The organism is Thermorhabdus hydrogeniformans, from assembly GCF_049310025.1.
Taxonomy (GTDB): Bacteria; Bacillota; Thermosediminibacteria; order Thermosediminibacterales; family Tepidanaerobacteraceae; genus JBJYKD01.
The window spans coordinates 29,617-42,751 of record NZ_JBJYKD010000011.1 but is presented as its reverse complement, the minus strand read 5'-3'; the positions used below and the strand labels follow the sequence as shown (position 1 = coordinate 42,751).

Annotated in this window: 15 protein-coding genes; 8 read left to right on the top strand and 7 right to left on the bottom strand. The window is 49.9% G+C overall.

All coding sequences use genetic code 11. The features are described from left to right. Positions 1-9: 9 nt before the first annotated feature. From mnmE to rpmH, 6 genes are all read right to left on the bottom strand, one after another. Positions 10-1,398, bottom strand: coding sequence for a tRNA uridine-5-carboxymethylaminomethyl(34) synthesis GTPase MnmE (mnmE, locus tag ACKX14_RS07555; RefSeq protein WP_422446255.1), 1,389 nt, complete (start codon positions 1,396-1,398; stop codon positions 10-12). A 59-nt stretch (positions 1,399-1,457) separates the two neighbouring features. Beyond that, positions 1,458-2,072: an RNA-binding cell elongation regulator Jag/EloR gene (jag, locus tag ACKX14_RS07550; RefSeq protein ID WP_422446253.1), complete on the bottom strand. Its 615-nt coding sequence runs from the start codon at positions 2,070-2,072 to the stop codon at positions 1,458-1,460. Between the two features lies 1 nt (position 2,073). Then, complete coding sequence (locus ACKX14_RS07545) at positions 2,074-2,703, bottom strand: YidC/Oxa1 family membrane protein insertase (protein WP_422446251.1); 630 nt, start codon at positions 2,701-2,703, stop codon at positions 2,074-2,076. Positions 2,704-2,790: 87 nt separating this feature from the next. Beyond that, positions 2,791-3,000, bottom strand: coding sequence for a membrane protein insertion efficiency factor YidD (gene yidD, locus ACKX14_RS07540; RefSeq protein ID WP_422446249.1), 210 nt, complete (start codon positions 2,998-3,000; stop codon positions 2,791-2,793). Then, on the bottom strand, positions 2,960-3,331 hold the full coding sequence (gene rnpA, locus ACKX14_RS07535) for a ribonuclease P protein component (RefSeq protein WP_422446247.1): 372 nt from the start codon (positions 3,329-3,331) through the stop codon (positions 2,960-2,962). The genes yidD and rnpA overlap by 41 nt, the downstream gene beginning before the upstream one ends. 49 nt (positions 3,332-3,380) lie before the next feature. Beyond that, on the bottom strand, positions 3,381-3,515 hold the full coding sequence (gene rpmH, locus ACKX14_RS07530) for a 50S ribosomal protein L34 (RefSeq protein WP_422446245.1): 135 nt from the start codon (positions 3,513-3,515) through the stop codon (positions 3,381-3,383). 151 nt (positions 3,516-3,666) lie between these two features. Between rpmH and dnaA the strand changes: the two genes are divergently transcribed. The 8 genes from dnaA (at position 3,667) to gyrA (ending at position 12,800) form a co-directional block, all read left to right on the top strand. Next, positions 3,667-5,028, top strand: coding sequence for a chromosomal replication initiator protein DnaA (gene dnaA / locus ACKX14_RS07525; RefSeq protein WP_422446243.1), 1,362 nt, complete (start codon positions 3,667-3,669; stop codon positions 5,026-5,028). Positions 5,029-5,289: 261 nt separating this feature from the next. Further along, positions 5,290-6,399 (top strand): DNA polymerase III subunit beta, encoded by a 1,110-nt coding sequence (dnaN, locus tag ACKX14_RS07520; RefSeq protein ID WP_422446241.1) that lies wholly within the window; start codon positions 5,290-5,292, stop codon positions 6,397-6,399. Then, a complete protein-coding gene (locus tag ACKX14_RS07515) occupies positions 6,396-6,617 on the top strand; it encodes an RNA-binding S4 domain-containing protein (RefSeq protein ID WP_422446239.1) in 222 nt (73 codons plus the stop codon). Before dnaN ends, ACKX14_RS07515 begins: the two co-directional genes overlap by 4 nt. Further along, positions 6,614-7,714 (top strand): DNA replication/repair protein RecF, encoded by a 1,101-nt coding sequence (gene recF, locus ACKX14_RS07510; protein WP_422446238.1) that lies wholly within the window; start codon positions 6,614-6,616, stop codon positions 7,712-7,714. The genes ACKX14_RS07515 and recF overlap by 4 nt, the downstream gene beginning before the upstream one ends. Position 7,715: 1 nt before the next feature. Beyond that, on the top strand, positions 7,716-8,198 hold the full coding sequence (locus ACKX14_RS07505) for a DciA family protein (RefSeq protein ID WP_422446236.1): 483 nt from the start codon (positions 7,716-7,718) through the stop codon (positions 8,196-8,198). After that, positions 8,183-8,428, top strand: coding sequence for an extracellular matrix regulator RemB (remB, locus tag ACKX14_RS07500; RefSeq protein WP_422446234.1), 246 nt, complete (start codon positions 8,183-8,185; stop codon positions 8,426-8,428). The genes ACKX14_RS07505 and remB overlap by 16 nt, the downstream gene beginning before the upstream one ends. 8 nt (positions 8,429-8,436) lie before the next feature. Continuing rightward, positions 8,437-10,359, top strand: a complete 1,923-nt coding sequence (gyrB, locus tag ACKX14_RS07495; protein ID WP_422446232.1) for a DNA topoisomerase (ATP-hydrolyzing) subunit B — start codon at positions 8,437-8,439, stop codon at positions 10,357-10,359. A 14-nt stretch (positions 10,360-10,373) separates the two neighbouring features. Beyond that, complete coding sequence (gene gyrA / locus ACKX14_RS07490; protein ID WP_422446230.1) at positions 10,374-12,800, top strand: DNA gyrase subunit A; 2,427 nt, start codon at positions 10,374-10,376, stop codon at positions 12,798-12,800. Here the strand turns inward: gyrA and ACKX14_RS07485 are convergent. Next, the gene (locus tag ACKX14_RS07485) at positions 12,797-13,033 is read right to left on the bottom strand and encodes a hypothetical protein (protein WP_422446228.1); all 237 of its coding nucleotides are present in this window, start codon (positions 13,031-13,033) and stop codon (positions 12,797-12,799) included. The genes gyrA and ACKX14_RS07485 overlap by 4 nt on opposite strands. Positions 13,034-13,135: the final 102 nt, after the last annotated feature.

The window sequence follows — 13,135 nt, the reverse complement described above, 5'->3', positions numbered from 1 at the left end:
TCATCACCTTCATTTTCCTATACAAAAATTCTCGAATATTGCGTTCACAATCTCTTCGCTGACGGTGTCCCCTGTGATCTCTCCGAGCTTTTCCCATGCGCCTCTAATGTCGATTTCCACCAATTCCACCGGCATGCCCTGATCCATCGAATTTAACGCCTTTTCCAGTAAATCCAGAGCCGATCTCAGCGCCTCTTTTTGCCTTTCACCCGCGATTACGGCGTGTTCGTCCAGGGGGCCCATCTTTTGGGTTATCTCCTCGTAAATCGCATTCTTCAGTTCATCGATACCCTGTTTTTTCAGTGCGGAAATTTTTATCACTTTTATCCCCGGAATTACCGCTTTTACATCCTCTTCACTGACCTTTTCCGGCAGATCCATCTTGTTCATGACAGCAATGACAAATTTATCTCTTGCCAGCTCCATTATTTTTTTGTCGTCTTCCGTAAGTTCCTGAGAGGCGTCGATCATCACCAGCACCATTTCGGCATTTTTCAGGTATCCGATAGCCCTGTCCACCCCTATCTTTTCAACTTTGTCGGCGGTTTCCCTGATTCCTGCGGTATCTATTATTTTCACCGGTACCCCGTTTATATCGATGTATTCTTCAATTATGTCTCTGGTGGTGCCAGGCACATCGGTCACTATTGCCCGTTCCTCCCTGAGCAGGGCATTTAAGAGGGACGACTTGCCCACATTGGGCCTTCCCAGTATGATGGTTGAAAGGCCCTCCCTCATAATTTTTCCCGCTCCGGCGTCTTTTAACAAATTCTCAACGGCATCCATGCTTCTCTCAATTTCCAACCTTATCCTCTCCGGGTCGGCTTCCGGTATATCTTCCTCGGGGAAGTCTATGTTGGCTTCTATATGGGCCATTATGGCAAGAAGCCCCGCTCTTATGTCCTTAATTCTTTGCGAAAGCCCTCCGGCCAGTTGCCTTCCCGCAAGGATAAGGGCGCGGTCGGTTTTGGCCCTTATAACGTCAATGACCGCCTCCGCCTGGGACAGGTCAATTCTTCCGTTCAAAAAGGCCCTTTTTGTAAACTCTCCGGGTTCCGCCACTCTCGCCCCGTATCTCAAAGCCAGTTCCAATATTTTCTTCTGTGCTGTCAGCCCCCCGTGACAGTTCACCTCCACCATATCCTCGCGTGTGTAAGTGTAGGGTGCCCTGAAAACCGCCAGCAGCACCTCGTCGATTACCTCTCCGCTTTCCGGGTCTATAATATTTCCCAGATACAATGTCCTGTTTTTAAAGTCTTTCGGGCTTTTTTTCGACTTGGACCTGAAAATTTTTTCCGCTATGTCCACCGACTTTTCCCCGCTGAGCCTTACTATGCCTATGCCACCTTCACCCAGTGGTGTGGAAATTGCCGCAATCGTATCTGCTCCCGTATTCATAGACACTCTCCTTCTTACAACCAAGCCCCATGCTCATGTCATGGGGCTTTTTTTCAAATCTATTTTATTGAAATTACGACTCTTCTATTCGGCTCTTCTCCTATACTCTTCGTCTGTACCCTTGAATCGTTTTGCAGCGCCGTATGAATGATCCTGCGCTCATTTGGTGGCATGGGTCTCAGCGTTACGCTCTTTTTAGTCTCCTTAACCTTTTTCGCCATGCTCCTGGCCAGCTTTTCCAGAGCCTCTTCCCTCTTTTCCCGGTAATTCTCGGCATCCAGCACAATTCTCCTGTAATTGCTCATGTTCTTGTTAGCCACCAGGTTTGTCAAATACTGGATGGCATCCAGTGTGCTTCCGTGCTTTCCAATGATCACGCCCATTCTTTTTCCTTCAATGTTTATTTTCAGCGCGTCATCATGTTCTTCAACTCTTATACCGGCGTTTACATTCAATAATTTTACAAGACCCTGTAAAAACTCTACGGCCCTCTTCCCGTGATCTTCCTTCACCGTCACTCGCACCCGGGCCGCTCTGGATAAAAAACCCAGAATGCCCCTGTTTCCTTCTTCCAGGACTTCCACCTCAACATTATCTCTCGTAGTTTTTAACTCTTTAAGGGCCAAATCAATGGCTTCTTCCACCGTCTTTGCCTGTTTTTCCACGTTTTTCATTTTATTTTGCATCCTCCTTGGCAGGAGCAGGGGAGCGCATCATTATCATCTGCTGGATGATCTGGACGATATTGCTCACCACCCAGTATAATGCAAGGCCAGACGCGAATTTGACCGCCATCCACCCGATGAATACCGACATCACAATGTTCATGGTGTTGTTCGGGTTTTCAGGATTTGGAGGAGTGGCTATCTTTGATGAAAGATATGTGGTCAATCCCGCCAGTACCGGCAGGATATAGGTTGTGTCCGGAGCGCCCAGGTCTTTCAGCCACAGAAACCCAGCCTGACCGAAATTATAACCCTGAAGCAGCCGGAAAAGAGCGATGATAAAGGGAAACTGAATCAGCAGCGGAAGACAGCCTCCCATCGGGTTTACCTTGTTCTCCTGGTACAGTTTCATTATTTCCCGGTTGAGTTTCTCTTTATCGTTTTTATACTTTTCCTGCAATTTTTTTTGCAAAGGCGCTATTTCCTGCATTTTTTTCATTGAGTGGAACTGCTGGAAACTGAAAGGCAGAAGCACCAGTTTAATGAGCACAGTCAGCACTATTATCGCGAGACCGTAGCTCCCGGTGTAGGAAAACAGAAAGTCAAGCAACTGCTTCATCAGGCCTTCAAGATACGCCATTCAACTTGCTCCCCCTTAAAAACTATTTTAGTATAATTTTTACCCTTTATTGCCTTTTATTACAAATAAATTATTACAAATAAAAAATTAAACAGGATCATACCCTCCCGGGTTAAAAGGATGACATCTCAAAATTCTCCATAGCGCTTTTAACCCCCCTTTTATTAAACCATACTTCTCAATGGCTCGGATGGCATAATCCGAACAGGAGGGGTAAAACCTGCATGTCCTCGGTTTTAGCGGAGATATATACCTTCTATAAAGTTTTATCGCTGCTATTACCGCCCCTTCTATCATCCCACAGGTTACCTCTTTTTAACAAATTCCTGATTTCTCTTTCTATTTCTCCATAATCGGCGGCCACTGCTTCCGGCTTCACCGAAATTACCACGTCGTAACCCTTCTTTATGTATTTCAGGTTGGTCCTGAAGGCTTCCTTTATTCTCCTTTTTATTCTGTTTCTTACGACGCTTTTCCCCACTTTTTTCGATATGGATACGCCCAGCCGGGTGCAATCCGGTTTATTCTTCTTTATGTACATAGTAAAAAGAGGGCCTGATGAGCGCCTTCCCGCTTTGTATACATTTATAAATTCAAAATTTTTTGTTAATCTCAGGCACTTTTTCAATAAATTTTTCCCCCGTTTGGTGGGACTGTGCAAAGGCCGCCGGACGGCCTTATGCTGACAGTCTCTTTCTCCCTTTTAGCCTTCTTCTTCTGATGACGTTGCGGCCGCTTTTTGTCCTCATTCTTCTCCTGAAACCGTGCACTTTTTTCCTGTACCTGCGGCTCGGCTGGTAGGTCTGTTTCAACGTTTCCACCTCCAGGATTTAAACTATATAGATTATAGCCTATAATATTAATAATTGTCAAGAAAATAAGTTCATATTGAATGTAGCTTCCCATTTTGCTATTATGTTATTGAGCCAATTTTTCTTCGCATTGTATGGGGAGGTTTTTTTTATGTCTCTGGACCTTTCGTCCCTCTGGCAGCAAGTCTTGAAGATTTTGAGCAGCGAACTCAATAACGATATGTCTTTCAACACCGTGCTCAAGCCCACAAAGCTGTCGGACTTAGACAATAACATAGCCATAGTGGAAGTCCCCAACGACTTTTTAAAGTCCGTAATAGAAAAAAGGTACTTAAACCTTTTAAAGGACATATTGAGCTCCATAACAAAACATGATGTCCAGATATTCCTCAAAGTCGACGAACACGGTCTTTCCCCAGGCTCCGATTCTGCTGCCGGCGGTGCCATGCTGGACTCCCATGAAACCAGGTCTTTTTCTGAAGAATCTATATCTTCTTTAAATCAGAAATACACCTTCGACACCTTCGTGGTGGGGAACAGCAACCGTTTCGCCCATGCAGCCTCACTGGCTGTCGCCCAGGCGCCCGCCAAAGCCTACAATCCTTTTTTTATTTACGGAGGCGTGGGGCTCGGCAAGACCCACCTCATGCACGCCATCGGTCACTACATACTGGACCGCAATCCTTCGTGCAAGGTGGTGTACCTTTCCTCTGAAAAGTTCACCAATGAATTGATAAACTCAATACGTGACGACAAGAACGTGGAGTTTCGAAATAAATACAGGACCATTGACGTGCTTCTCATAGACGACATCCAGTTTATAGCCGGGAAGGAGAGGACCCAGGAGGAATTTTTCCACACCTTCAACGCTCTTCACGAGGCCAACAAACAGCTCGTCATTTCCAGCGACCGGCCGCCAAAGGAGATCCCCACGCTGGAGGAGCGCCTGCGGTCCAGGTTTGAGTGGGGTCTTATTACTGATATCCAGCCTCCCGACTTCGAGACCAGGATCGCCATCCTCCGAAAAAAGGCCATGGTTGAAAATCTTACGGTGCCCAATGATGTCATAAATTTCATCGCCACAAAGATAGAGACCAACATCCGGGAACTGGAAGGCGCTCTCATCAGGATAGTGGCCTATTCTTCCCTCACCAACAGCCCCATAGACCTGTCCCTGGCGGAACAGGTCCTAAAGGACATCCTCCCGGATCAAAAGCCAAAGAAGGTCACCGTCGCCCAGATCCTGGAGATAGTGGGCAACCACTTCTCCATCAAGGTGGAGGACTTCAAATCCAAAAAGCGTACAAAAGACCTGGCCTTTTCCAGGCAGATAGCCATGTACCTCTGCAGCGAGCTTACCGACCTTTCTCTTCCAAAAATCGGTGAGGAATTCGGCGGCAGGGACCACACCACCGTTATCCACGCCCGGGACAAGATAGCCCAGGATATGGCCACGGACCCCCAGCTTTCCCTGCTCATCGACAACCTCAAGAAGAAAATACTCAATGGTTAATAACCTGTTAAAAACTTTTGGACATCCTGTTTATAAAAAGTGGACAATTTTCGACTATTATTTTTTTTGTTGATAATGTGTATAAAGTTATTCCCATTTTCCACAGGTTATCCACAGCCAAAACTCAAATTTATTAGTTATTCACATAATTTATCCACATATCCACAGGTGTTACTACTACTACTGCTATTTTAATATCCTATGCGCAGCAGTTCATTAATATTACACCCTCAAAAAAAATTTTTTATGGAGGTCTTTTTCATGAAATTCACTGTCAACCGGGAAGAACTTCTGGCCGGTATTTATACCGTCGAAAAATTTGTCCCTTCGAAGACACCCATTTCTTTGCTTTCCGGAATAAGGTTTTTCGCCTCCGACGACTTTATGTACCTTTCGGCCACGGACCTCGACATAGGTATAGAGTACCGATTTCCAGGCAAGATTATAGAAAAGGGATCGGCGGTGCTGCCGTCGAAAATTCTTTCCGAGTTAGTCCGGAAACTGCCCGCCGGGGAGGTCAGCTTTTCTCTTGATGAAAACAGGGTTACCATCGAGTCTGGCGGTTTTCAAATGGTCATGCCCTGTTTCGACGCTCAGGACTTTCCGGAAATAGCCCAGGCGGAGGTGCAGTCGGTGATGGAATTCCCCCAGGGCCTCTTCAAAAACAACATAAAGAAGGTCATATATGCCAGGGCGGAGGATTCGGTTTCGCGGCCGTATCTGACGGGAGTCCTCATCGAATGCCGGGAAAAGACCCTACATATGGTGGCTCTGGACGGTTTTCGGGTGGCATGGATATGGGAAAAAGTGGAAGCGGGGGATTTCAGTGTCATCGTCCCCGGCAGAGCCCTCACAGAAGTATCCAGGATATTTTCAGACGGGAGCGAGAACTTTAAAATGTATCTGGGAAAGAACCGGGTGATATTCAGAACGGAAAACACCGTTATTTCGTCCAGGGTGCTGGAAGGCAATTTTATAGATTACGAAAAGGTGGTGGATGTGGAACCCGGGACAACGGTACTGGTCGACACCGAAGCCATATCTTCCGCCATAGAAAGGGCTCACATCCTGGCGCGGGAGGGAAGCAAGAACAACCTCATAAAATTCAGGATAACCCGGGACCTTTTGGAGGTCAGCGCCGAGGCCGAAATTGGGAGCCTGTCGGATAAGCTGCCGTGCAAAACCGATGGAGAAGAGCTGACGATAGCTTTCAACGCCCGCTTTTTCATAGAAGCCCTCCGTTCGCTGGACTCGCCTGAGGTCGATCTCACCTTTACCACCGACACCGGCCCCTGCATCGTAAGACCCCGGGGTGTCGAAAATCACGTGAACCTCATACTGCCGGTGAAATTGAGGAGTGATGAGTATTGAAGAAGGTTTTTATAAAGACCGCTACCATCAATCTGGACCAATTTTTAAAGTGGGCCGGCGCCGTCGCCACCGGAGGTGAGGCCAAGAACCTGATAAAGGAAGGGCGCGTGAAAGTGAACGGTCGGGCGGAAGTCCGGAGGTCGAAGAAACTATACCCGGGCAATGTGGTGGAGATATTCGATGAGACTTTTATGGTGGCGAGAGGGGAAGACGGATGAATATTGAGCGCCTCAGGCTTTACGATTTCCGGAATTTCGCGCAACTGGACCAGGCCTTCTTCAAAGGGGTAAACGTACTCTACGGCGACAACGCTCAGGGCAAGACAAATCTTCTTGAAGCAGTGTATTTCCTTTGCAACATAAGGCCGGCCAGGGCTTCGAGAGAACAGGAACTTATCAGGCACGAAAGGCCCCTGGCATTTTTAAAGGGGGTTTTCAACACCCGGACCGGTGCCGTGGAGCGGGAGGTTACCGTCTCCCGGGAAAACAAAAAGGCCGTAAAAGAGGACGGGCAGATGAAACACCGGTGGTCGGAACTTTCCGGTGAGATTGGAGCGGTGTTTTTTTCCCCGGAAGATCTGAACCTGGTAAAAGGCGAACCTCAAGGCAGAAGAAGGTTTTTGGATTTGATTTTATATCAGATGAGGCCCGGCCGCTTCAAATATTTGCAGGGATATTACCGGGTGCTGTCCCACAGAAATTCTCTGCTCAAGAGCATAAAAAAAAATCCTTCTCTGGCCTCCGCGCTGGCTCCATGGGATGAGCAGCTGGCGGAACTGGGGGCACAGCTTGTCAAGGAGCGCCTGTGGGTTTTGGATAAGATTTCTGCTATGAGCTGTGAATTTTTTAAAAAATTTTCCAATAATACCGCAGATCTGAGACTGGAATATATAGACACCGTAAAATACAGGAGCCTGGAAACTTTGAAGGATGATTTTTACGACCTGCTTACAATTAACAGGCAGCGGGATATACAGCGCTCTTTTACTACCGCCGGCCCCCACCGGGACGACGTAAGGTTCCTTATAAACGGCTACGACGCCAGGGCTTTTGGGTCCCAGGGGCAGCAGAGGCTTATAGTGCTGTGTTTGAAATTTGCCGAAAGGCAGGTCTTTTTCATGGAAAGAGGGGAATATCCCATCATGCTTCTGGATGATGTCATGTCGGAACTGGATTTTTTCAGAAGGCGGCAGCTCCTTGAACCGGATGGGTGCCAGGTATTCGTCACCGCCACCGACCTCAATATCTTACCCGGTGAGATACTGGAAAAGAGCGCAATTTACAGGGTCGAGTCGGGGCAAATCGAGGTGAAATAAAATGGAAAAAGTGGGGGCGATATTGCTTAACACCCTGAAGAGATACGGCTTTGAGAAAAAAATCATGGAGGCTAGGCTTTTTCTAAGTTATGACAGCATAGTCGGCGAAAAAATAGCCGCTGTGAGCAAACCCACCTTTTTCAGAGACAGGACACTTTTCATCGGGGTGGCGAGCCCTGCATGGTCCCAGCAGCTTCACTTTTTAAAGCCCGAAATCATAGAAAAAATAAATTCTCAATTTTCATACCCTATTGTAAAAGACATCAAGTTCCATATATGTAAAATAACGCCACCCTGCAGCGGCAGCAGCGCGCAGGTTAAAAAGGAACCAGCGCCGCGGATATCTGACAAAAAAAGAGAAATGGTATATAATATAAGTTCGGAGATAAAAGACCGTGAACTGAGGGAAAAGTTTACGGAGCTCATGCTTAAAGACCTTGAGTTCAAGTTGAAAAAGGGGGAAGGCAGTTGTTCATCCACATAGGCAATGATGAAGTGGTGCTCACAAAGGATGTCATTATGATACTGGACAGGTATTCGGTCATGTCGAAAGACACCTCGGATTTTTTACAGGTGGCCCGGGAGGAGGGCTTTATAGTCAACGATGACTCGGCGGATAAAAAATCCATTATCATTTCGGATAAAAAGGTGTATTTTTCGCCCATCTCTTCCCTGACGCTTTTGAAGAGGTCCAATTTTGTTAAAAACCTGTAAAAAACATTATGGAGGTATCGAGTTTGGATAAAAAGGGAGTATACGATGAAAATAAAATAGAAGTCCTGGAGGGCCTTGAACACGTCAGGCTCAGGCCGGGAATGTACATCGGCTCCACCGACAGCCGCGGCCTCCATCACCTGGTATACGAGGTGGTGGACAACAGCATAGACGAAGCGCTGGCCGGGTACTGCAAGAACATCTGGGTTACCATAAACAGGGACGGTTCCATAACGGTGGAAGACGACGGCCGGGGAATCCCGGTGGGGATTCACCCCAAAGTGGGAAAGCCCGCTCTTGAAGTGGCCCTGACCATGCTCCACGCCGGCGGCAAGTTTGGCAACGGCGGCTACAAGGTCTCCGGAGGCCTTCACGGCGTGGGCGTTTCGGTGGTGAACGCCCTTTCCGAATGGCTGGAAGTGGAGGTCAGGCGCGAAGGCGGGCTCTACCATCAAAAGTACGAGAGGGGGAAACCCGTAATGGAAGTCCGAAGGATAGGGGATGCCGAAGGTACGGGGACAAAGATTACCTTCAAGCCCGACGACAAAATTTTCGAAGATACGGAGTTCTCGGCTGAGGTCCTTATCCAGAGGCTGAGGGAACAGGCTTTTCTCAATAGGGGAGTGAAAATCGAACTTTCCGACCTCCGGACCGGTAAGAAGAATGTGTTTCACTACGAAGGGGGCATCGTGTCATTTGTAAGGTACCTGAATAGGAGCAAAGATGTGCTGCACGAAGAGCCCATATACATGAAACTGGCCCGGGAGGATATGGAGGTGGAAGTGGCCATCCAGTACAATGATTCCTATGTGGAGACGGTCCTCTCCTTTGCGAACAACATCAACACCCACGAGGGAGGCACCCACCTCAGCGGTTTCAGGATGGCCCTGACCCGCAGCATAAACGACTACGCCCGAAAGGTCAACCTGTTGAAGGAACAGGACCCGAACCTCACGGGGGAAGACGTGCGCGAGGGTCTTACGGCTGTGATAAGCGTCAAGCTCCAGAACCCGCAGTTTGAGGGCCAGACAAAGACCAAGCTGGGCAACAGCGAGGTTCGCGGGATAGTGGACTCGGTGGTGGGAGAGGGCATGGCACGCTTCCTTGAAGAAAATCCTTCCATCGCCAGGGTCATCGTGGAAAAGGCCATAGGCGCCGCCAGAGCCCGGGAGGCCGCCAGAAAGGCCAGGGAGCTCACGCGGCGGAAAAACGCCCTGGAGCGCACCACTCTGCCGGGTAAACTGGCCGACTGCAGCGAAAGGGATCCCAGGCTCTGCGAGCTCTATCTTGTAGAGGGAGATTCCGCAGGAGGTTCGGCCAAGCAGGGCAGAGATCGGAGGACCCAGGCCATCCTGCCCCTTCGCGGCAAGATCCTCAATGTGGAAAAAGCCCGAATGGACAAAATACTCAACAACGAGGAAATCAGAGCCATCATCACCGCACTGGGCACCGGCATAGGAGACGAGTTCGATATCGAAAAGCTGCGCTACCACAAGATTATCCTCATGGCCGATGCAGACGTGGACGGCGCTCATATAAGGACCCTGCTGCTGACATTTTTATACAGGTACATGCGGCCACTCATAGAGGCCGAAAAGGTGTATATAGCCCAGCCGCCCCTGTACCGGGTGGCGGTGGGCAAGCAGGAACGCTACGCCTACAACGACCAGGAGCTTAAGAACATTCTGGATAAGCTGGGCAAAGACCGGGAAAAGGCGGAAATACAGAGGTTTAAGGGTCTGGGCGAGATGGACTCGGAGCAGCTGTGGGAGACCACCATGAACCCCAGTACCCGCACCATCCTCAAAGTAAACCTGGAGGATGCGGTGGAGGCGGATCAGATCTTCACCATACTCATGGGCGATAAGGTGGAGCCCAGGAAACAGTTCATTTTCGAACACGCAGCGGAAGTCAGGAATCTAGATATATAACGGGGGTTTTGTAAATGGCAGAAACAGCTGAAAAAGTTATACCTGTGAACATAGAAGACGAGATGAAAAAATCTTATATAGACTACTCCATGAGCGTCATAGTCGGCAGGGCCCTGCCGGATGTGCGGGACGGCCTCAAGCCCATACACCGCCGGATACTCTACTCCATGAACGAACTGGGCCTTTCGCCGGATAAACCCTACCGCAAGTCCGCCACCATCGTTGGGGAAGTAATGGGCAAATACCACCCCCACGGTGACGCGGCCATATACGACGCCATGGTGAGAATGGCCCAGGACTTCTCCATACGCTATCCTCTGGTGGACGGTCACGGCAACTTCGGTTCTGTTGACGGCGACCCGCCGGCGGCCATGAGGTATACCGAGGCCAAACTCTCGAAGATAGCTATGGAGATGCTCTCCGACATAAACAAGGATACTGTGGATTTTGTTCCCAACTTCGACGAGTCTCTGAAAGAGCCCAGGGTACTGCCTTCCCGTTTTCCAAACCTGCTGGTCAACGGCTCTTCGGGCATAGCGGTGGGCATGGCCACCAACATACCCCCGCACAACCTCTCGGAGGTTATTGACGGTGTGGTCATGATGATAGACAACCCCGATGTCACCTCCGACGACCTGATGAAGGTCATCAAGGGGCCCGACTTCCCAACAGGGGGAATAATACTGGGCTACGAGGGCATAAAGGACATGTACAGGACCGGCCGGGGCTCCATCGTCGTCAGGGCCAAGACCGCCATCGAGCCCATGGAGGGGGGAAGACAGCGGATCGTCGTAACGGAGATCCCCTATATGGTGAACAAGGCCCGGCTGATAGAAAAAATTGCGGAACTGGTGCGGGAAAAGAATATCGACGGCGTGTCGGATCTCAGAGACGAGAGCGACCGCTCCGGCATTCGCGTAGTCATAGAACTGAAAAGGGACGCCAACGCCCATGTCATATTGAACCAGCTTTACAAACACACGCAGCTCCAGGACACCTTCGGCGCCATTATGCTGGCCCTGGTGGACAACAAGCCCAGGGTGCTGGATTTAAGGGATTTGATTTACTATTACCTGAAGCACCAGGAAGATATCATCGTCCGCAGGACCAGGTTTGAACTGGCCAGGGCCGAAGAAAGGGTGCACATCCTGGAGGGGCTGAGAATCGCCCTCCAGCACCTGGATGAGGTAATCGCACTGATCCGGAAGTCCAAGGATGTACCCACGGCCCGGGAAGGCCTTATGAATAATTTTAACCTGACGGAAAAACAGGCTCAGGTCATACTGGACATGCGTCTTCAAAGGCTGACGGCGCTGGAGAGGCAGAAGATAGAAGACGAGTATAAGGAACTAGTGGCAAAGATAGACTATTACAAGAGGGTGCTGTCCGACGAAAAAATGGTGCTTTCCATCATAAGGGAGGAAATCCTTGCGATAAAAGAGAAATTCGGCGACGGCCGCAGAACCCGCATTACTCCCAAAGAGGCGGAGGAATTTGACGTGGAGGATCTCATCGCCGAAGAGGATGTGGTCATAACCCTCACCCACATGGGCTACATCAAACGCATTCCGCTTTCCACCTACCGGAGCCAGAAGCGGGGGGGCAAGGGTGTAACGGGCGTCACCACAAGGGAAGAGGATTTTGTGGAGCGCATATTTGTGGCCAGCACTCACCATGTGGTGCTTTTCTTTACGGACCGGGGCAATGTTTACAGGCTGAAGGTGCACGAGATACCCGAGGCCGGGCGCACCGCCAAAGGTACGGCCATAGTCAATCTGCTGCCTCTGAAGCCCAGGGAAAAGGTGAATGCTGTAATCCCCATAAAGGACTTCGGCGAAGCGCGATACCTGCTTTTTGCCACCAAGTCCGGCATCGTGAAAAAGACACTGCTTTCTGAGTTTGAAGGCTTCAGGAAGAGCGGAATAATTGCGATAACGTTAAAAGAAGACGACGAACTCATAGGCGTGAGATTGGTGGACCGCCACGACCAGGTGCTGCTGGCCACCGCCGGCGGCATGGGCATCAGGTTCTCGGTGGACGATGTCGGGGCCATGGGCCGAATCGCCCGGGGAGTCAAGGGCATAAGCCTCGAGGAGGGCGATGTGGTGGCCTCCATGGACATTGTAAGAGAAGGTCAGGACGTCCTGGTCGTCACCCAGAAAGGCTTCGGCAAGCGCACCGGCGAAGAAGAATACCGCCTGCAGTCAAGGGGCGGCAAGGGCATCATCATCCAGAAGGTCACCGAAAAGACCGGCCGGGTGGCGGGCCTGCGGGTGGTCGGCGAAAAGGACGATGTGATGCTGTGCACCGCTTCGGGTATAGTAATCCGCATGGAGGCGGCCGGCATTTCCAGGATGAGCCGCAACACCCGGGGCGTCACTCTTATGAAACTGGAAAAAGACGACGAACTGGTGGCGGTTGCAGTGATAAGCGAGGACTAAACCCTGATCTGGTTGACGATTATCCGGGTGTCGTAGCCGCAGCCGGGGCAGGAAAAAAGATGCACGCACCGGTGGGATGGTTCGCCCATGGTGGCCGTATCACGGTCAAGATAGGGGTTGTATGGGTCAAAATAATCCTCAACCCTGCCCCAGTCCTCCATCTCGCTGCCGCAGCGGGGGCATTTTTCTTTAACGTTTATAAGGGAGTTGCAGAGGGGGCATTCGAAATCCATCCAGATCACCTCTTTTTTAGAATGCCTCCTTTTTATTTTTTTAAACCCCGTATGATTCTTCAGCCTTTATGCCCTGTCAAAGTTAATTCAACCTCTATGGAG